General features: G+C 66.2%; 18 protein-coding genes. 11 read left to right on the forward strand and 7 right to left on the reverse strand.

Annotated elements, in window-relative coordinates:
• Nucleotide 1: 1 nt before the first annotated feature.
• The gene (locus ACIA48_RS02575) at nt 2-1,456 is read right to left on the reverse strand and encodes a YdiU family protein (protein WP_396728457.1); all 1,455 of its coding nucleotides are present in this window, start codon (nt 1,454-1,456) and stop codon (nt 2-4) included.
• Nucleotides 1,457-1,570: 114 nt separating this feature from the next.
• Here ACIA48_RS02575 and ACIA48_RS02580 point away from each other — a divergent pair, with 114 nt between their 5' ends.
• From ACIA48_RS02580 to ACIA48_RS02600, 5 genes are read left to right on the forward strand one after another with little or no spacing between them, the layout of a single operon-like run.
• Entirely contained in the window at nt 1,571-2,464 is an 894-nt protein-coding gene (locus ACIA48_RS02580; protein ID WP_396727319.1) for a mycobacterial-type methylenetetrahydrofolate reductase, read from the forward strand.
• Nucleotides 2,465-2,467: 3 nt separating this feature from the next.
• Nucleotides 2,468-6,391: an ATP-dependent RNA helicase HrpA gene (hrpA, locus tag ACIA48_RS02585; protein WP_396727321.1), complete on the forward strand. Its 3,924-nt coding sequence runs from the start codon at nt 2,468-2,470 to the stop codon at nt 6,389-6,391.
• Nucleotides 6,392-6,412: 21 nt separating this feature from the next.
• Nucleotides 6,413-7,210, forward strand: a complete 798-nt coding sequence (locus ACIA48_RS02590; protein ID WP_396727323.1) for a glutaminyl-peptide cyclotransferase — start codon at nt 6,413-6,415, stop codon at nt 7,208-7,210.
• A gap of 29 nt (nt 7,211-7,239) precedes the next feature.
• On the forward strand, nt 7,240-7,662 hold the full coding sequence (locus ACIA48_RS02595; RefSeq protein WP_396727325.1) for a PPOX class F420-dependent oxidoreductase: 423 nt from the start codon (nt 7,240-7,242) through the stop codon (nt 7,660-7,662).
• A gap of 44 nt (nt 7,663-7,706) precedes the next feature.
• Nucleotides 7,707-8,825: an FAD-dependent oxidoreductase gene (locus ACIA48_RS02600; protein ID WP_396727327.1), complete on the forward strand. Its 1,119-nt coding sequence runs from the start codon at nt 7,707-7,709 to the stop codon at nt 8,823-8,825.
• Here ACIA48_RS02600 and lipE read toward each other — a convergent pair whose 3' ends face one another.
• The 3 genes from lipE to ACIA48_RS02615 all read right to left on the reverse strand — a co-directional run bounded on the left by lipE (nt 8,826) and on the right by ACIA48_RS02615 (nt 11,180).
• Nucleotides 8,826-10,064, reverse strand: coding sequence for a lipase LipE (gene lipE / locus ACIA48_RS02605; protein ID WP_396727329.1), 1,239 nt, complete (start codon nt 10,062-10,064; stop codon nt 8,826-8,828).
• Nucleotides 10,061-10,675 (reverse strand): hypothetical protein, encoded by a 615-nt coding sequence (locus ACIA48_RS02610; protein WP_396727331.1) that lies wholly within the window; start codon nt 10,673-10,675, stop codon nt 10,061-10,063. Before ACIA48_RS02610 ends, lipE begins: the two co-directional genes overlap by 4 nt.
• Before the next feature lie 106 nt (nt 10,676-10,781).
• Complete coding sequence (locus ACIA48_RS02615) at nt 10,782-11,180, reverse strand: heme-binding protein (protein ID WP_396727333.1); 399 nt, start codon at nt 11,178-11,180, stop codon at nt 10,782-10,784.
• Between the two features lie 292 nt (nt 11,181-11,472).
• Between ACIA48_RS02615 and ACIA48_RS02620 the strand changes: the two genes are divergently transcribed.
• From ACIA48_RS02620 to ACIA48_RS02640, 5 genes are all read left to right on the forward strand, one after another.
• A complete protein-coding gene (locus ACIA48_RS02620) occupies nt 11,473-12,147 on the forward strand; it encodes a nitroreductase family protein (protein ID WP_396727334.1) in 675 nt (224 codons plus the stop codon).
• Complete coding sequence (locus ACIA48_RS02625; RefSeq protein ID WP_396727336.1) at nt 12,144-12,551, forward strand: VOC family protein; 408 nt, start codon at nt 12,144-12,146, stop codon at nt 12,549-12,551. Before ACIA48_RS02620 ends, ACIA48_RS02625 begins: the two co-directional genes overlap by 4 nt.
• A 2-nt stretch (nt 12,552-12,553) precedes the next feature.
• Entirely contained in the window at nt 12,554-13,402 is an 849-nt protein-coding gene (locus tag ACIA48_RS02630) for a rhomboid family intramembrane serine protease (RefSeq protein WP_396727338.1), read from the forward strand.
• Between the two features lie 63 nt (nt 13,403-13,465).
• Nucleotides 13,466-13,942 carry a GtrA family protein gene (locus ACIA48_RS02635; RefSeq protein ID WP_396727340.1) on the forward strand — a complete coding sequence of 159 codons (477 nt, stop codon included), beginning with the start codon at nt 13,466-13,468 and terminating at the stop codon, nt 13,940-13,942.
• Between the two features lie 35 nt (nt 13,943-13,977).
• Nucleotides 13,978-14,757, forward strand: coding sequence for an alpha/beta fold hydrolase (locus ACIA48_RS02640; protein WP_396727342.1), 780 nt, complete (start codon nt 13,978-13,980; stop codon nt 14,755-14,757).
• Nucleotides 14,758-14,776: 19 nt separating this feature from the next.
• Here the strand turns inward: ACIA48_RS02640 and ACIA48_RS02645 are convergent, their stop codons facing one another.
• Nucleotides 14,777-15,139 (reverse strand): hypothetical protein, encoded by a 363-nt coding sequence (locus ACIA48_RS02645; protein WP_396727344.1) that lies wholly within the window; start codon nt 15,137-15,139, stop codon nt 14,777-14,779.
• Nucleotides 15,140-15,246: 107 nt separating this feature from the next.
• Here ACIA48_RS02645 and ACIA48_RS02650 point away from each other — a divergent pair, with 107 nt between their 5' ends.
• Nucleotides 15,247-16,563: an adenylate/guanylate cyclase domain-containing protein gene (locus tag ACIA48_RS02650; RefSeq protein WP_396727346.1), complete on the forward strand. Its 1,317-nt coding sequence runs from the start codon at nt 15,247-15,249 to the stop codon at nt 16,561-16,563.
• Nucleotides 16,564-16,572: 9 nt separating this feature from the next.
• Here the strand turns inward: ACIA48_RS02650 and ACIA48_RS02655 are convergent, their stop codons facing one another.
• Entirely contained in the window at nt 16,573-18,192 is a 1,620-nt protein-coding gene (locus ACIA48_RS02655) for a DUF222 domain-containing protein (protein WP_396727348.1), read from the reverse strand.
• Between the two features lie 89 nt (nt 18,193-18,281).
• On the reverse strand, nt 18,282-20,192 hold the full coding sequence (locus ACIA48_RS02660; RefSeq protein ID WP_396727350.1) for a potassium transporter Kup: 1,911 nt from the start codon (nt 20,190-20,192) through the stop codon (nt 18,282-18,284).
• Between the last annotated feature and the right edge of the window lie 19 nt (nt 20,193-20,211).

The raw sequence follows: 20,211 nt of genomic DNA on the forward strand, positions 1-20,211 counted from the left end.
GTCATGTGCCGCAGAACGTGCGGTACTTACCGAAGTCCTCGGGTGCCGGTTCGGTATAGCGCTCGAGCCCGGCACGTTCGTCATACGGCGCACTCACCGCGTCCAGCAGCCGTTGAAGCGGATCGAGGTCGCCACCGGTCGCCGCTGTCAGCGCCTCCTCGACCAGGTGATTGCGCGGAATGTAGACGGGGTTGACGCGGTCCATGGCGTCCGCGTCCGGGGTCAGCGCACGCCAACGCGTCAGCCACTCGTCGAACCCGGCGAGGTTCATGAACATGCCGCGCGCTGGTTCGGCGTCGCCGCGCGCGGCCCGGCCGAGGTTACGGAAGAACGAGGTGAAGTCGACGTGGCTTTCGGCGAGCAGCCCGAGGCCGTCGTTCATCAACGGAGTCGCGACGTCTTCGGCGACATCGTCAGAGAGTCCGAGCTTGGCCCGCATCCCCGACCTCAGCGCGGACTGCAGCTGCTCGCCGAAACCGGACAGGCTTTCCTGGGCGAGTTCCACCGCGCGGTCCTGATCGGGGTCGATCAGGACAAGCAGCGTCTCGGCGAAGCGGGCAAGGTTCCAGCCGGCGATCGACGGCTGATTCCCGTAGGCGTAGCGGCCCCACGAGTCGATCGAGCTGAACACCGCCTCCGGGTCGTAGGCCTCCATGAACGCGCACGGCCCGTAGTCGATGGTCTCGCCGGAAATCGTCATGTTGTCTGTGTTCATCACCCCGTGCACGAACCCGACGAGCATCCATTGCACGATCAGCGCCGCCTGCGCGGAACCCACGGCACCGAACAGCGCGAGGTAGGGATTGTCGGCGTCGGCCGCATCCGGGTAGTGGCGGGCAATGGCGTAATCGGCCAGCCGTCGCAGCAGGTTTTCGTCACCGCTGGCCGCCACGTACTGGAAGGTGCCGACGCGCAGGTGACTGCTCGCGATGCGGGCAAGCACCGCGCCCGGCAGCGACGTTTCGCGTTGCACCGGGCGGCCCGTCGCGACCACGGCAAGCGACCGCGTGGTCGGGATGCCGAGCGCGTACATGCCCTCGCTGATGATGTATTCGCGAAGCATCGGTCCGACTGCCGCGAGACCGTCTCCGCCCCGGGCGAACGGCGTCCTTCCCGAGCCTTTGAGGTGCAGGTCGCGGTCGCCGCCGTCGAGCGCGGCGAGTTCGCCCAGCAACAGTGCGCGGCCGTCGCCGAGGCGGGGAACGTAGCCACCGAACTGGTGTCCGGAGTAGGCCTGGGCGACCGGGACGGCGCCGTCGGGGACCAGGTTGCCGGTGAGAAAGCGCACCCCCTCTGGCCCGCGCAGCCAGTCGACGTCGATGCCGAGCTGGCTGGCCAGGGGCTCGTTGAGGACGACTAAGCGGGGTTCGGGCGCAGCTTCGGCCTGCCAACGCACGGCCAGCTCAGGCAACTCGCGGGCGAATCCGTCGGCCAGGGCGATGGGCACGTCACCCAGCCTACGGACGGTCACAGGCCCGGTCTGTAGGGTGAGGTCCCCGGCAAATGCGCGTGTGTCATCGTGGACCCGGCACGCCGAGGGACGTTCAGATTCGATCAGGGGAGCAGTTCGGTGACGCTCAACACCATCGCGCTCGAGCTCGTCGCGCCGAACGTCGAGCATGGTCACGAGCGTGCGCTGGAAGAAGCGCAGAAGGTGCTGCGGTGCGCCGCGGAGACCGGGCTGGCGGGCCGGATCCGCCACGTCATGATCCCCGGGATGATCGAAGAGGACGACGACCGGCCGATAGAGATGAAGCCGAAGATGGACGTCCTCGACTTCTGGAATGAGATCAGGCCCGAGCTGCCCGGAATGAACGGCCTGTGCACCCAGGTCACCGCCTTCCTGGACAAAGCGGCGCTACGCCAGCGGCTGACCAACTTGAGTTCCGCGGGATTCGACGGCATCGCATTCGTCGGCGTGCCGCGCACGATGAGCGACGGTGAGGGTTCCGGCGTTGCGCCGACGGATGCCCTGTCGATCTACGACGACCTCGTGCCCAACCGCGGCGTCATCCTGATCCCGACCCGCGAGGGCGAATACGGCCGTTTCAACTTCAAGTGCGACCAGGGCGCCACGTACGGCATGACGCAGCTGCTGTACTCCGATGCGATCGTCGGATTCCTCCGCCACTTCGCGAAGGAGACCGAGCACCGGCCCGAGGTCCTGCTGTCGTTCGGCTTCGTGCCGAAGGTGGAAACCAACGTCGGCCTCATCAACTGGCTGATCCAGGACCCGGGCAACGCCGCCGTCGACGCCGAGCAGGAGTTCGTCAAGCAGCTGGCCGCCGCCGAGCCGTCGGAGAAGCGCCTGCTGATGGTCGACCTGTACAAGCGGGTGGTCGACGGGGTCGGCGAGCTCGGCTTCCCGATCAGCATTCACCTCGAGGCGACCTACGGGGTCTCCGTCCCGGCGTTTCAGACATTCGCCGAGATGCTTGCCTACTGGTCGCCCGACAAGCCCTGACGCGTGTCCGAGCTGTCAGCCGCTGAGCTTCGCCAGCGCCTCGACGGCCTGACGATCCGCGATGCGGCGCGCCTGGGCCGACGGCTGAAGAACCTTCGCAGCCCCGCGCCGGACAAGCTGCGGCCGATCGCCGAGCAGATCGCGGCAGGTGAAGGTCTGATCGCGACCCGCCTGGCGGCGGTGCCGACGATCACCTATCCCGACCTTCCGGTCAGCGAGCGCCGCGACGAGATCGCCAAGGCCATCACGGACCATCAGGTCGCCATCGTCGCCGGCGAGACGGGCTCGGGTAAGACGACGCAGTTGCCGAAGATCTGCCTCGAACTGGGCCGGGGTATTCGCGGCACGATCGGCCACACTCAGCCGCGTCGCCTCGCCGCGCGCACAGTCGGCCAGCGCATCGCCGACGAGTTGGGCACCCCGCTGGGCGAAGCGGTCGGCTACACCGTGCGGTTCACCGATCAGGCCAGCGACCGCACCCTGGTGAAGCTGATGACCGACGGCATCTTGCTCGCCGAGATCCAGCGCGATCGTCGCCTGCTGCGCTACGACACGCTGATCCTCGACGAGGCGCACGAGCGCAGCCTCAATATCGACTTCCTACTCGGATATCTACGTGAGCTGTTGCCGCGACGGCCCGACCTCAAGTTGATCGTCACGTCCGCGACGATCGAGCCCGAACGCTTCGCGGCGCACTTCTCGGGCGCGCCGATCGTCGAGGTGTCGGGGCGGACGTATCCGGTCGAGATCCGTTACCGGCCGCTGGAAGTGCCGGTGGTAGCCGATGATTCCGATGATCCGGACGATCCCGACCACGAGGTGGTGCGCACCGCTCCGGCTTCAATTGCCGGCTCCGCCGACGTGCGCGATCAGACGGAGGCGATCGTCGACGCGGTCCAGGAGCTAGAGGCCGAGCCGCCCGGCGATGTGCTGGTGTTCCTGTCGGGTGAGCGCGAGATCCGTGACACCGCAGAGGCGTTACGTCATCTCAAGAACACCGAGGTGCTGCCTTTGTATGCGCGCCTGCCCACCGCCGAACAGCAGCGGGTCTTTCAGCGCAGCCAGAGCGGGCGACGAATCGTGTTGGCCACCAACGTCGCCGAGACGTCGTTGACGGTGCCAGGCATCCGCTACGTCGTCGACCCGGGTACCGCACGTATCTCGCGCTACAGCCGCAGGACCAAGGTGCAGCGATTGCCGATCGAACCGATCTCACAGGCGTCGGCGGCGCAGCGCGCGGGCCGGTCGGGCCGCACCGCGCCGGGTGTGTGCATCCGGTTGTACTCCGAAGAGGACTTTGAATCGCGGCCCCGGTACACGGATCCGGAGATCCTGCGGACCAATCTCGCGGCGGTCATCCTGCAGATGGCGGCGCTGAATCTCGGTGATATCGAGACGTTTCCGTTTCTGGACCCGCCCGAGCGGCGCAGCATCCGCGACGGCGTCGTGTTGCTGCAGGAACTCGGCGCGTTCGACGCCCACGGTGCGATCACTGATATCGGCCGGCGTCTCGCGCAGCTGCCCGTCGACCCGCGGTTGGGCCGGATGATCCTGCAGGCTGACGAAGAGGGCTGCGTACGCGAGATTCTCGTGCTCGCCGCCGCGCTGTCGATCCCCGATCCGCGCGAGCGTCCGGCCGACCGTGAGGAAGCCGCCCGCCAGAAGCACGCGAGGTTCGCCGACGAGAGCTCAGACTTCGTCTCGTTCCTGAACCTGTGGCGCTATCTGGGCGAGCAGCGAAAGGAGCGGTCGGGCAACGCGTTTCGACGGATGTGCCGCGAAGAGTTTCTGCACTACCTCCGCATTCGCGAATGGCAGGACCTCACGGGACAGCTGCGCAGCATCGCCCGCGACCTCGGGATTCGAGAGTCCGACGATCGCGATCCTGCCGATCCGGCGCGCGTGCACGCCGCGTTGCTGGCCGGCCTACTGTCACATATCGGCCTGCGCGAAGGCGAGTCCCGCGATTTCCAGGGGGCGCGTAACGTGAAGTTCGTCCTCGCCCCCGGCTCGGTGCTGACGAAGCGGCCACCGCGGTGGATCGTCGTCGCCGACCTCGTCGAGACCAGCAGGCTGTACGGGCGCATCGCCGCGCGCATTCAGCCGGAGACTGTCGAGCGCATCGCGGGCGAACTCGTCGCACGCACCTACAGCGAGCCGCACTGGGACGCGCAGCGTGGTGCGGTGATGGCCTACGAACGTGTCACGCTTTTCGGGCTGCCGTTGGTGCCGCGCCGTCGGGTCGGCTATGCGACGGTGGAGCCCGAGATTGCACGTAAATTGTTCATCCGGCATGCGCTCGTCGAGGGCGACTGGCAGACGCGCCACCACTTCTTCCGTGACAACGTCCGGCTTCGTGAGGAATTGGAGGAACTCGAGGAGAAGGCGCGCAGGCGCGACCTCCTGGTCGGCGACGACGAGATCTGGGCGTTCTACGACGCCCGTGTCCCACCAACGGCGGTGTCGGCCAAGCACTTCGATGCCTGGTGGAAGAAGCAGCGGCACAAGACCCCCGACCTGCTCACGCTGACGCGCGACGATCTGCTGCATAAGGACGATCCGGCCGCCGACCAGCCGGACACCTGGCAGGCCGAGGAGCTGTCGCTGCCGCTGACGTACCGATTCGAACCCGGTGCCGAGGACGACGGTGTGACCGTCCACGTGCCCGTCGAGGTGCTGGCCCGCCTCGGCGGCGACGAATTCAGTTGGCAAGTGCCGGCTCTACGCGAGGAGCTCGTCACCGCGTTGATCAAGTCGCTGCCAAAGGATCTGCGCCGCAACTTCGTTCCCGCACCGGACACTGCGCGGGCCGTGCTCGCTTCGATCGCACCCGACGGCGAACCGATACTGCAAGCCCTCCAGCGTGAACTGCACCGGCTGACCCGCGTACTCGTCCCGATCAACGCCTTCGACCTCGCCAAGCTGCCCGCGCATTTACGGGTCACGTTCGCGGTCGAGGCCGAGGGCAAGGAGGTCGCGCGGGGTAAGGACCTCGAGGCACTGCAGACGCAGCTCGCTGCCCCCATCCGGCGTGCCGTCGCCGAAGTCGTTGCGGGCGAGCTGGAACGAACGGGTCTGCGCACGTGGCCCGACGACCTCGATGAGCTGCCCCCCACGGTCGAACGCGCCAGCGGCGGCCACGCCGTGCGTGGCTTCCCGGCGCTGGTCGACGCGGGCGACACGGTCGATGTGCGGGTGTTCCCGACCGCGGCGGAGCAGGCGGCCGCGATGGTGCCCGGCATCCGGCGACTGTTGCGTCTGGCCATACCGTCACCGGCAAAGACCCTTGAGCGACAACTAGAACCACGCACCCGGCTGGTTTTGGGAGCCAACCCCGACGGGTCACTGGCCGCGCTGCTCGATGACTGCGCCGACGCGGCGACCGACCGGCTCGCGCCGGCACCGGTGTGGACCCGCGGCGAGTTCTACGCGCTGCGTGATCGCGTCGCTGAGCAACTGGTGCCCACTACGCAAGCGATCCTCGGCCAGGTCGAGAAGGTGCTCGCCGCGGCCCATGACGTCGACCTCGCGCTGCCTGCCGCTCCGCCACCGACGCAGGCCGACGCGATCGCCGACATCCGCGATCAGCTCGCCAGGCTCATGCCAAAGGGCTTCGTCACCGCCACCGGGGCCGGCCGGCTCATCGACCTCACCCGCTACCTGACTGCCATCAACCGGCGACTGGACCGGCTGCCGCACGCCGTCGGCGCCGACCGCGAGCGGATGCAGCGGGTGCACGACGTCCAGGAAGCGCTGGACGACCTCGTCGGCGCGCTGTCACCCACGCGGGCGGGCGCCGACGATATCCGCGACATCGCGCGGCAGATCGAGGAACTGCGGGTCAGCCTGTGGGCACAGCAGCTCGGCACCCCCCGACCGGTGAGCGAGAAACGGATCTACCGGGCGATCGACGCCATCACGCCGTGAGAACGGGTATCTATGGGTCGTATGGGCAACAGTGACCGGAGGCGCGGCCGGCGTGCGGTCACATGCGCGGCGGCGGTCATCGCGCTGGTCGCCGGATGCGGCGGCGAGACGACCACCGAGACGGTACCTACGATCAAGCCCGAGGTGCTGGCGGAGATGCCGCACGACGCGACGGCGTGGACCCAGGGCTTGGAGTTCGACGGTCCCAAGCTCTACGAGGGCACCGGTGTCGCGGGGGCCTCGCAGGTGCGCGAGCTCGACCCCGAAACCGGAGCTGTCCTCCGCGCTACCGCGGCGCCCAACAACTACTACGGCGAGGGCATCACCGTCGTCGGCGATCGGATCTGGGAACTCACTTGGCAGAACAAGGTGGCCGTCGAGTGGGACAAGAACACCCTGACGCCGCTGCGCGAGGTGCCGGTGAACGGCGAGGGCTGGGGGCTGTGCGCCGACGGGGATCGCCTCGTTCGCAGTGACGGTTCCGACCGGCTGTTCTTCCACGACCCGGAAACCTTCGCCGAAACGGGTTCGGTTGCGGTCACACGCGACGGCAATCCGGTGAAAAGCCTCAACGAGCTGGAGTGCGTGGACGGTCAGGTGTGGGCCAACATCTGGATGTCGGACACGATCGTGCGGATCGACCCGGCCACCGGCCAGGTGAACACCGTCCTGGATGCGAGCGAAGTGGCCAACGCCGCGGGCCGCAACAGCCAAAAGGTGCTGAACGGCATTGCGCACATCGACGGCGACGAGTACCTGATCACGGGCAAGTACTGGCCGAAGATGTACCGCGTCCGCATCGACGCGCGGTCGGAATAGTCGCTGCGCCGCAACGGGTTGCCCAACACATGACCTTTGACCCCCGAACACTGCTCGCCGAGAGCCGGCTGGGAGTGCTGGCCACCATCAAGGCCAACGGCCTACCGCAACTGTCCCCGGTGACACCGTTCTACGACCGCGACGCCGACGTCATCCACGTGTCGATGACCGAGGGCCGCGCCAAGACCGCGAATCTGCGCCGGGATCCGCGTGCCGCGATCGAGGTGACGAGCTCCGACGGCTGGACCTGGGCCACCGCCGAGGGGCCGGTGACGCTGATCGGACCGGGTGCGGATCCGCACGGCCCCGAGGTCGAGGCGCTCGTCGACTACTACCGCAGCGCCGCCGGCGAGCATCCGGACTGGGACGAATACCGGTCGGTGATGGTGTCCGATCGCCGGGTGCTGATGACGATGACCGTCGAGCGCGTCTACGGCGAAAAGCTCCGCTGACGCGGTCTTGCCCTGGAGATACCTAGCCCGGCTATGGTGTCCGAATGCGACGCGTGGTCATCGCCGGGCTCGGCGACAGCGGTGTGCTGACCGCGATCAAACTTGCCAAGCACGCCGAGGTCGTCGGTATCTCGGCCAAGCCGGGCCTTGTCAGTGGGCAGGAGCTGGGCTGGCGACTGGCCAAGCCGGGGGACTGGGCCAGGCACAACTGGATTCCGTTCGACAGGTTCCGCGGCCTCGACCGGGTGCGCACCGTCCAGGGGACGCTGACCGGGGTGGATCTCGAAGCGAAGAAGGTGTTCCTGGCCGGACCCGACGGCATTGCCGCCGTCGAACCGTATGACGCGCTGGTGATCTCGACGGGGGTCACGAACGGCTTCTGGCGCAAGCCTGATCTGCAGTCGGCCGACGAGATCGTGGGCGGGCTGCGCTCCGCGCACGACCGCTTCGCAGCCGTCGACTCGGTGATCGTTATCGGCGGTGGCGCGGCCGCGGTGAGCAGTGCTTACAACATCGCCAGAACGTGGCCGGGCAAGAGGGTCTCGCTGTATTTCCCAGGTGAACGCGCAATTGAACACCACCACGACCGGGCGTGGGAGCAGGTGCGCAAGCGACTCGTCGAGGCCGGAGTGCAGCTGCATTCCGGTCACCGCGCGGTGATCCCCGACGGATTTGAGTGCGACGACATCACCAGTGCGCCAGTCGAATTCAGCACCGGGCAGCCCGCCGCATCCGCCGACGCCGTGCTGTGGGCGATCGGGCGCGTGAAGCCCAACACGGATTGGCTGCCCGCGGAAATCCTCGACGAGCAGGGGTTCGTTCGCGTCACGCCCGAACTCCGGGTGCCCGATCACCGCGGTGTGTTCGCGATCGGCGACGTCGCTGCGACCGATCCACTGCGCAGCTCGGCACGTAACCGCGCCGATGGACTCCTCGCGCGAAACATCATGGCCGAGTTCGCCGATCGCCCACTCAAGTCGTTCCGTCCGGCGAGCAGGCGGTGGGGTTCGATTCTCGGTATCCAGTCCGACGGCCTCGAGGTCTTCGCGCCGAACGGCAAGCCGTTCAAGTTCCCCGCGTGGTCGTTCGAGCGGATCCTGATGTCGTTGATCGTGCGGCGCGGGATCTACCGTGGTGTGCGGGACAACCAGCCCGGCGTCTGATCAGCGGACGCGCGGGATCTCGGCGGCAATGAGGTCCATCAGCGCGGGATAGCGCTTGGCCTCGCGATGCGCACCCGGCTTGCCGCTGCTGATCAGACCGGCCGCCAGTCCACGTTCGGGATCGGCCCACACCGCGATGTTGCTCAGGCCGAGGTTGCCGAACGCGGCTGGTGCGTTGCGGCCGAACGGTCCGAACCTGTTGGAGCCCAACATGTATCCCGTACCCCAGCGCGCAGGCACCAGCCCGGTCGCGACGTCGGGGCGCAGCCGTCTGCACTCCGTCGTCGCCGCCTTCAGGGTTTCCGGCTTCAGCACCCGTACGCCGTCGAGTTCACCGCCCCGGCGCAGGATCTCAGCAAACCGCGACAGCTCGTCGGCCGTCGACACGGTGTTGGACGACGGCAGCACGCTCGTGAGATACCGCTCCGAGTTGGAGAACGGGACGATCTTGTGTAGCGGTCCACCGGTCGCCAGTTGGAAGACCTTCTGCATCGGAGCGGGCAACGGTTTGCCGGTGGCATAGCTGGGCGCGACCAGCGGAACATCTTGGGGCGCAACGCCGTAATTTGTCCAGCGGAAGCCCAGCGGATCAAGAATCTCGGTGGCGAGAATCTCGCGGATGTTCCTGCCGGTGGCCGCCGAGACGATCTCGCGGATCAGCGGTCCCCACGTCAGCCCGTGGTAGATGTGCACGAGTCCGGGACGGTGCAGCGGCTTCAGCTCACCGAGCTGTTCGCGGGTGTACTCGCTGTCGTCGATGCGCTTGAGGTCCACGCGTGGTCCGCGGTAGATCGGAACACCTGCGCTGTGGGTCATCACATGCCGGATGGTGGTGCGGTCCTTGCCGTGGCTGGTGTAGGTCGGCAGGTAGTCGCAGACGCGGTCGTCGAGCGCGAATTCACCGCGTTCGACGAGCATGTGCACGACGGTCGTCGTCATGGCTTTGGCTGCCGAGTACGCGCAGAACGGTGTATCCGTTGTGACGGGAATCTTGTCGGTGTCAGGCGCCTCGGTCGGCCCGTTGCCCCAGCCGTGACCGATCGCGCGGTTCAGGACGATTCGTCCGTTGTGCCGCAGGCACAGTTGAATCGCGGGGTGCATGCCGGCCTGGTACCAGTGGCGTGCCGCCGCCCAGATCCGCTCGATGGACGCCGGATCGACTTCTGAGTGGTCCTCGTCGCCGATGGCGGTGACGGCGTCTAGATCCGCGGGTACGCGGATTCGGCCGTCTTCGGTCACCCCGGTCCGGGCGCTGTGCCCGTCGACGGTATGTGTTCGGTCGGAGTTTCGGCCGCTGGAGTTTCGGCCGCCGGCGCTTCGTCCGCCGGACCTTCGGCCGCGGGAGCCGATCGGGACGGCGGCGGGCCCGACGGATTGGTCAGGATGAGCTTGCCGAGATCGCCGAGTATTTGTGTCGCGCTGCCTTGTGCCGGCACGGGGGCGTTGGTCAATGTCCACGGTTGGCAGGCGGTGGTGGTGAAGGCGGTGTCGCCCGCGGAAATCTGCACCACCTGCGCCTTTTTGGTGAGCGCATTGTCGACTAGCTCGTCGCCGCTGGAACGCTTCCAGTAGCAAGCCGAGCCACCGGGGAGCGGACCTGCCGAGGCGTAGTTGCCGGGGACTATGTCCTTACCGACCGCGTAGGTGCCGTCGCCGTCGATGGTGGTCTTCGGACCAGGCGGGGCGGCTTCCGCGGTGGGCTGTCCGTCCGGGCCGGGCTGCGCCTGCTCGGTCGGGTTGGTAGGGGGTGCCGGCTCCTCCGAGGAGGGCTGCGCGCTCACATGACCAGCGGAAACGCCGGCCGCGATGAGCAGCGTCGCAGCGAGCGCGGCGGTTCTCGTCGGCCTCATATCAAGTCAGTCTAAGCGCGGCCCGAAAACGTTACTGGGCGGTGCGAGTAACCCGCCGCCACAACACGGCTGTGACGACGGGTTATCGCTATTCGGTCAGGCGCGGTCAGCCCGCCATGAACTGGCTGTAGGCCGATGCGAGCTCCGGTGAGAGCACCGGAACGTTGCACTGGCTCTGCTTCTCGCCGATCGGCGACAAGATGCCGCGGAGATCGTTGTACTCACCCGGGTTCGCGGTGAAGTACGTGCGCAGAGTCGATGCGGCCTGGTCGCGTGGCTGGCTGAACGCCGTGGTCACCGCTGCGTTCGCGCCGGGGTGGCTGGCCAGGTACGCCTGGGCCGAACCGGTCGCGGAGCTGACGGTGCCCGACAACTCGCTGGCGCTGCAGCCGCCAGGAGCGGCCATGGCTGACGGCGCGGCGATGGTGGCGACTGCCAGCCCCCCGAGCAGCGAGCCCGCTGCACATGCGCCGACGATTCGAGCGTTGAGATTAGAAAACTTCATGTGCCTTTCTTCCTTCGAATTGCGAATGATCGGGTGACTATTTCGTTCCCGGAATCCACGGTAGCGAAACGACAGTTGGGCAGAAGGGGCTCTAGTCAGGCCTTCTGCCAGGGCTGACGGCGTTACATCTTCTCGACGTGATTTGTGCCGCAATTTCGTCGATATTCGATAAGCTGGCGACCAGATCGCCTTACAGATCTTGAAATTCCTCATAATTCACGCGGCGTCCTTAATTGATCGTGATTTCGATAGTGACCGAATCGTTATGGCATTGGGCACTAGGTTCGTGCCCATGCCGGAAGCGAGCAGCGACATCTGGGAAGTGATGGCCACCGCCAGGACGATCCGGCGCTTCACCGACGAACCCGTGGACAACGCGACCCTGGCCCGCTGCCTGCAGGCGGCGACCTGGGCGCCGTCGGGTGCGAACGCGCAGGCATGGCGGTTCATCGTGCTGAGGTCGCCCGAGCAGCGCGCGGTAGTGGCGACCGCAGCGGCGCGGGCGCTGGAAGTGATTGAGCAGGCCTACGAGATGAGCAGGCCGGACGCGGATGATGACAGCAGGCGGGCGCGCGACAACCGGGCGACCTACGAGCTGCACGACCGGGCAGGCGAGTTCACGTCGGTGCTATTCACCCAGAAGCGCCTGCGAATGGCGTCGGATCTGCTGTTGGGTGGTTCGATCTTTCCTGCGATGCAGAACTTCCTCTTGGCGGCCCGTGCTCAGGGTCTTGGCGCCTGCCTGACGAGCTGGGCGTCCTACGGCGGCGAAGAGCTGCTGCGCGAAGCCGTCGGCGTGCCCGAGGGTTGGATGATGGCCGGGCATGTGGTCGTCGGCTGGCCCATGGGCCGCCACGGTGCGGTCCGGCGGCGACCGCTGGAAGCGGCCGTCAACATGGATCATTGGGACCAGCCCCCAGCGGACCTGCTGGGGGAGAACACTTCTCGAGAAGCGAGGCGCACGTGAAACTGGATCTGCTCTCACCGGGCATCGAGGTCGGACTGGTCACGACGAATCTCGAGGCGATGGTCGAGTTCTACGAGGGTTTCCTGGAGCTCGAGTTCCAGGGTGAGATCGAGTTTCCCGGTGGTTCGCAGCGGCGCTACTCACTGGGTGGCAGCGTGCTGAAGCTGGTGACGTACACGACGCCGCCGCCACTGCCCGCGACGTCGGGTGGCGGACGCGCGGCGGCCGGTGTCCGGTATTTCACGATCGGCGTGAAGGACCTGACCGGACTTTCGAAGACGTTCGCCGACTCGCCCTACGAGGTGGTGGAACAGCTCACGGAGTTCGAGCCGGTGCCGGGCATGGGATGGATGTTCATCGCCGATCCCGATGGCAACTGGATCGAACTGTTCGGCACGCTGTAGGCATGACCACCCCGCCGCAGACGCCGACCTGCTATCGGCATCCCGACCGCGCGACGTACGTGCGGTGCACCCGCTGCAACCGGTACATCTGCCCCGAGTGCATGCGCGACGCCGCGGTGGGACACCAATGCGCCGAATGTGTAGGCGAGGGAGCCAAGACCGTCCGGCAGGCCCGCACCCAGTTCGGTGGTGTGCCGGCGAACACCCCGCTCGTCACGTATGTGCTGATCGGCATCAACGTGGTGATGTTCGTGCTGCAGATGATGTCGAATGAGCTTGAGCGCGCGCTGGTGCTGTTCTCGCCCGCGGTGGCCGACGGGGAGTGGTGGCGGCTGCTGACGTCGGCGTTCCTGCATTACGGCCCGACGCACATCCTGTTCAACATGTGGGCGCTGTGGGTGGTGGGCCCGCCGCTAGAGGCGGCGCTGGGGCGGTTGCGGTTCACGTCGCTGTATTTCATGAGCGCGTTGGGCGGATCCGTTCTGGTGTATCTGTTGTCGTCGCTCGGCGCGCAGACGGCGGGGGCGTCGGGCGCGATCTTCGGTCTGTTCGGTGCGACGTTCGTGATCGGCAAGCGGCTCAACATGGATGTCCGGTGGGTGATCGGTCTGATCGCGCTGAACCTGGCGTTCACGTTCGTGATCCCGTTGGTGAGTTCGCAGAACATCAGTTGGCAGGGGCATATCGGCGGGCTGGTGACGGGTGCGGTCGTCGCGGCGGCGTATGCGTATGCGCCGCGCAACAATCGCAACGCTGTGCAGATCGGTGCGACGGTGGGTGTGCTGCTGCTGTTCCTGCTGCTGATCTGGTGGCGTACAGCGAGTCTGCTGTCGCTGTTCGGTGTGGCCTGACACGCCTCCCGAAATTCGCCCGCTGCTCAACCGCTGGACACCCGTGCATGTCAGCGTGGACATGTGACGGTCGAGTCGTCGACTCCTGCCCGGACCGGAGCGGTCGAACGGTTCCACCGATTCTGTGACCGGGTTGTCGGCCTCCTGCCGTTCGGGCTGAGTTCCGTTGTCGCGCCGACGTTTCTCGGGTTCTGTTTGATCAATGGCTTCACTTTTGGCATCGATCTGGTGCTGCTGTACCTGATGCACGGGGTGTTGCAGGCGCCGGTGCCTATCGCGGTGACTGTGGCGTACGCGTGCGCGTTCGCGTTGAGTTACGTCCTCAACCGGATCTTCAACTTCTCCTCCCACGCACCCGTCGGACCGCAGTTCGCGATCTACGTCGTCGTGGTGGTGGTGAACTACCTGGCGTTCATCCTCGGGGTTTCCAGTCTGCTGACCGCGCTGGATGTGGACTATCGCATCGCCCGCCTCGGTGCCGGCGCGTGCGAGGCGGTGTTCATGTACAGCATGATGCGCTGGGTCGTCTTCCGAAAGTAGGCCGTGCCGATCGGCGGCGGGTGTCAGACTTGCGCATGCCATCTGAGAAGTCAGCCCTGGTGCTCATGCACGGCATCCTCATGTCGGGATCTTGTTGGCAGGACGTGGTTCCGCTGCTGTCAGACCATCACGAGGTGTTCACGCCGACTGCGCTCGGGCACTATGGCGGGCCGCCGGTGTTGCGTCGCCCGACAACCTCTGGCGATCTGGTTGATGCCGCGGAGCACTATCTGGACCAGCAAGGTTTGGAGCGACCACATCTCGTGGGCCTTTCGCTGGGCGGCTGGATGGCAATCGAATTGGCGCGACGTGGCCGCGCGGAGAGCGTGTGCGCGTTGGCGCCGGCGGGCTTCTGGTCGGCGGGGGACAGAGCTCAATCGCACGCGCGGAAAGAAGTTCGAAAGTTCGTGGCGATGGGACGGCTGGCGAGCCCCGTGCGTCCAATCGTCGCCTTTGCGATGAAGTCGGCGATCGTGCGAAAAATCGGATTTCGCACCGCCGCTTGCCATCCGGATCGGATCAGTGCCGCGCTTGGCGCGCAGCTGCTGGACGGTATCATCGGCGCCACCATCAACGTCGACGATCTCCTCGCCAGCGATGAACAGATCGCGCCGCTGGACCCGTTGCCGTGCCCGATCACAATCGCGTGGTCGGCGAACGATGCGGTTGTGCAGTTGTCGCCGAACGACAGGGTCGCCCGTCAGCGGGTGCCGCAGGCCTCGTTCACAGTCCTGCCCGGCGTCGGTCACGTCCCCTTCTTCGACGATCCCGATCTGGTCGCCCGCACCATTCTGGCGTCGACGTGCGTGGCATGAGTCCCGGAGGAATCTGTCGCTAGAACGGTGGGTCGTCGTCGTAGCTTGGGGGTGGCCGGGAGGGGGAATAGACGCTCTCGCAATCAGTTCCGGTGTCCTGCTGTTGGCGTTCGCGGGCGCGTTGCTCGGCTTCGGCTTGTATGAGTGTTTTGTTGAATCGCCGCTCGTCGTTGATCGCGTCCGCGCGGTTCTGCGCTCGGGTGGTTTTGCGTCGGGGCATGGCCATCCCACGCGCGGCAGGGTCTGCCGCGGGTGCGGCTGAGTGGTTCACGGCGATGGGGGCGGTGGGTCGGCACAGGGTGGGGAACAGTAGTCGGCTGCCGGGATGGGTGGTGTAGGTCTGCCCTTGTGGGCAGGTCCATATCACGGTGCCATCGAACAATTTTCTGGGATACCCCCTAAACTTTGCGCGGATAGGGCGGGTGCTAGAGCAGCGTAAACGCTGCCGATCCGCGGCGCTGGAGCCAGTCGCCGCCGTAGACTTCCGCCGTGTTCTCGGAGACGCGCTATGCGATGAACGGGGACTTGCGTATCGCCTACCGCGCCTCACCCCCCGGTGCTCGCGACATCGTGTTCGTTTCAAACTGGTTCACATGCTGTGAGGGCTTGCCGGAGTTGCCGTCAATTCAGGGTTGGATTGCGGCGATGACCTCGCTGGGCCGCTTGATCTTCTTTGACCAGCCGGGCACCGGAATGTCTGATCCGGTCACTCCGGGCGCGTTGCCGACGTTGGAGCAGTGGGCTGACAGCATCACCGCTGTCTTGGACGATCTCGGGATTGGCGAGGCGGTCCTTCTGGCGTTCGACGGAGCGTTCGCGACAGCGGCGGTGTTTGCGGCAACACATCCGTCGCGCACTACCGCGTTGGTCGTGCTCGAGGGCTACGCAGATCCGCCCGCCGAACGCACCGAGGGACCCACAATCGTAGAAACCACCGCTGCAATGGGCGCGATGTGGGGCACGGGTGAATTCCAACATGTGATCAATCCGGACATGCCGTGGAACGAGGAGGTTCGGTCCGCCTGGGCGCGACTAGAACGAATGGCAGCGAGCCCCAGGACCGCTGCTCTCATGTATTCAGTGACGACCAAAATGGACGTTCGGGCGGTCCTTCCGGCAATCCGTGTGCCTACCCTTATCGTGCAGCATGCTGACGATCAGTTCGCCCTACCCGAAGGGGGCAGATACATAGCCGAACACATTCCCGACGCGAAATATGTTGAGCTGCCGGGACGCAATCTCAACCACCTGGTGGAGCCGTGGCGGGATTCTTTCCAGGAGGTCGCGCGATTTCTCACCGGGCACCAGGCCGACGTCGCCGACGACCGGGTCCTTGCGACGGTGTTGTTCACCGACATCGTGGACTCAACACGGCAGGCAACCGAGATGGGCGACCGTGACTGGCATGCGCTACTTGATGCACACGACGCCATCGTTCGGTCACAATTCGCTCGCTTTCGGGGCCGCGAGGTGAACAGCACGGGAGACGGTTTCCTCGCGATGTTCGATGGACCACAGCGAGCGATTCGGTGCGCCATGGCCATTCGTGACGCAGTGCAGACACTCGGCATCCAGGTACGCATTGGGCTGCACACCGGCGAGTGCGAGGTGCGCGGTCAGGACATCGGCGGGATCGGCGTGCACATCGGTGCGCGGGTCAGCGCCCTGGCCGGGCCGGACGACGTGCTGGTGTCCAGCACGTTGCGGGACTTGGTGATTGGGTCAGGTCTGCAGTTCGAGGACCGTGGCACCCATCAGCTCAAGGGTGTGCCTGGCGAGTGGCACCTCTTCGCAGCGTCTGCATAGAAGCGGGCTTCAAAACGGTGGCGGGTCGTCGTCGTAGCTTGGGGGTGGCCGGGAGGGGGAATAGGCGCTCTCGCAATCAGTTCCGGTGTCCTGCTGTTGGCGTTCGTGGGCGCGTTGCTCGGCTTCGGCCTGGATGAGTGTTTTGTTGAATCGCCGCTCGTCGTTGATCGCGTCGGCGCGGTTGTGGGCTCGGGTGGTTTTGCGTCGGGGCATGGCCAAGCCGCGGGCGGCGGGGTCGGTCGGGCAGTCACCGGCGTGCGCCACTTCTACGGGTGCGGTGGGGCGGCACAGGGTGGGGAACAGCAGTCGGCTGCCCGGATGGGTGGTGTAGGTCTGCCCTTGTGGGCAGGTCCATATGACGGTGCCGTCGGGGAGCTGTTCGTCTTGCCAGCCCCAGAACGTCTTGAGTAAGTGATGTTTTCGGCATAGAACCTTGAGGTTCGATGCTTGGGTGGGCCCGGTGGGATAGGCGATGGTGTGGTCGATATCGCAACGGTGGGCGGGTTCATCACAGCCCGGGAATCGACACGTCATATCCCGACACCGCACAAACGTCGCCAACACCGTCGAGGGAATGTAGCGCGGCTCGGGTGGGGCATCACCGGGGTGCACGATCGGGACCAGTTTGGCGGTGCCCGCGATTTTGGCGGCCAGCAGCGGTGCGGGCAGCATCCCGCCGCTGAGCAGTACTGCGGGTGGGGTGTGGGCGATGACTCGTGGTTCGGGTGGACGTGGGGCCAGGAGTTCTTTCCAGGTCATCTGCTGCCACGGCTTGTCGAACAGAGGAGGTGATTCGCCATCCAACTGGGCGGGGGTGTCATCGGTCAGCGACTCCTCATGCGCGACGACGTGCACCACCACCGTGCTGGGGGTGCGGGTGTTGGCGTCGCAGTCGGGGTTCTGGCAGCCGCACACCAGTCGGTCGGCGTGGTGGCCGAACGCTCCGAGGGCGGCGGCGCGGCGTTGGTCCATGGTGCGCGGATCTTGGTCGCAGACCGTGGCCGCGATCGCTTCCAGGCGTTGATCCAGCGCGTCGGCATCAGAGGCCAGCAGCACGGCGTCCACGGAGGCGGTGCCCGATCCGTCCTGGGGTTTGTGGACATCGGCGTGACAGCCGCGCGCGGAGTATTCGGTGCGCCGCACCGCGGCGGGGTCATAGCGATCGACCCAGTAGTCGATCGCGGTGTCGGTCTTGCGCGCCGACAACACTCCCCAGTTGCGAACCTGGGCGGCGATCTCGGTGTCGACTTTGGCCATCGCCTCGGGGTCGGAGATCAGGCGGGTGCGGGCGACGATCGCGCAAACCAGCCGGTAGGTGAGGGCGCCGGCGGCGAACACCTCGGAGACCCGCGGGAGCCGTTCGCGGAGGTCCATCGCGATCACCAACTGGTGCGAGGCCACCCCCAGGGACACGTTCTGCGATGCCGCAACGGAGGCCGCGACCGCGGCCCAGTTGTCGAGGCACCACTGTTCACGGTCGGCGGACCCGTCGGCGGCCCACATCCGCTCCAACTCATCCGCGCAGGCGAACAACCGGCGCGCACACGCGGCGTTTTCCACCTGCGCCCACGCCCCAACCGCCGCCACACCCCGGCTGCGGATCGCCGCCTCCACCAACGAATCGAACATACATTCGACACTAACCGCACCGTCGACACCAAACCAGCAGCTCAACCCCAACCTGTGGATAAAAACACGATTGGGGACAACTCCAGAGCTCAGACTTCGATACGGGAGCCGACGACGACCGTCCGTCCCAGCGGAAGGCCGAAATGCGCTGCGGCGTCGGCGGTGATGTGCGACGTCGCGATGAACAACCGCTTGCGCCAAGGTGCCATCGTCGGCGCGTCCCCGATACAGAGGTCGAGTTTCGACAGGAAGTACGACGCGTTGTCGAGGTCTATCGGACCTTCAGTCTCCTCGGGGTCCAGCATCGCGAGCGCCCGCGGCACGTTCGGCCGTTCCATGTATCCGTAGCGCGCTTCCACATGGACGATCCCATCGCGCGCGTAGCCGAGGTCGTCATGACTCATTCGCTCGGAGTCGGGCAGCCGTGGCACGTTCTCGGTCTCGATCGTCAAGATGACGACGTGCGCAGCCAGGACGTGGTTGTGCTCCACGATGGCGCGCATCGCCAGCGGCGCGGTGTCTCTGCCGCGATTCAAAAAGACTGCGGTGCCGGGGATCCGAACCAGCGGCGGATCGAGGTGCACCAGGTCATCCACGAATTCGCGCAGCGGACCCTCGGCCTTTTCCCTTGCGCGCGTGATGATTCGGCGGCCCTTCTGCCACGTCGTCATCACCGTGAAGGCGACGATGGCGATGGTCAGCGGCAGCCACGCACCGTGCACCAGCTTGGTGAGGTTGGCCGCGAAGAACATCAGGTCAACCACGAGCAGTAAGCCGCCGCCGACCAGCACACCCCACAACGGCCAGCCCCAGCGCGTTCGCGCGTAGTAGAAGAACAGCGTGGTGGTGATCGTGATCGTTCCGGTCACCGCCATGCCAAAGGCATATGCCAGGGCCGCTGAACTGCGGAACGCGAACACCAGGATCAGGACCGCGACCATGAGCGCGGCGTTGATCCACGGCACATAGATTTGACCGATGGTCGACGCCGACGTGTGCTCGATGCGCAGCCGAGGCAGGTAACCCAGCCGCGCGGCCTGCGACGCCACCGAGAACGCACCGGTGATGACCGCCTGCGACGCGATCACTGTTGCCGCTGTTGCCAACAGCACCATGGGAATCCGCGCCCACTCAGGCGTCAACAAGAAGAACGGCGCGGCCACCGTCGACTCGTCGCTCAACACCAGCGCGCCCTGGCCGAAGTAGTTCAGCGTGCACGCGGGCAGGACGAGACCCAGCCAGCCGCACGTGATCGCGCGTCGACCGAAATGACCCATGTCGGCATACAGCGCCTCAGCGCCGGTGACCGACAGCACGATCGCGGCGAGTGCGAAGAATGCGATATGGAAGTGGCCGCCCATGAACTCCAGCGCGTACGTCGGCGACAGCGCCTTGAGAATCTCGGGATTGTCGACGATGCCGCGAATCCCGCACGCGCCGATTGCCGTGAACCACAAGATCATCACCGGGCCGAAGAACCGGCCGACGGTCGCGGTGCCGCGACTCTGCACCGCGAACAGCCCCACGATGATCACCGCGGTGATCGGCACGACGAAGTCGCGGAAGCCGGGGTCGATCACCTCTATGCCCTCGACGGCCGACAGCACCGAGATCGCCGGGGTGATCATGCTGTCGCCGAAGAACAGAGCCGCGCCGAAGATCCCCAGTGTGGAGAGCATCACCGCGGTGCGCCGACCGCGCGTGCCGGTCCACCGGCGCAGCAACGTGATCAGCGCCATGATGCCGCCCTCACCGTTGTTGTCGGCACGCATCACCAATGTGACGTAGGTGAGGGTGACGATGATCATCACCGACCAGAAGATCAGCGATACCACGCCGTAGACGTTGTGGTGGGCGACCGGCACCGGATGCGGATCGTGCGGATTGAACACCGTCTGGAGCGTGTAGATCGGGCTGGTGCCGATATCGCCGAACACGACGCCGAGCGCGGCGATGATCACGCCCAGCCGTAACGCCTGGGTGCCGGCTGGTCGGTCCACCCCAGGGAGAATACGGTGG

Origin of the sequence: Mycobacterium sp. NPDC051804 (assembly GCF_044452905.1) — a bacterium.
GTDB lineage: Bacteria > Actinomycetota > Actinomycetes > Mycobacteriales > Mycobacteriaceae > Mycobacterium.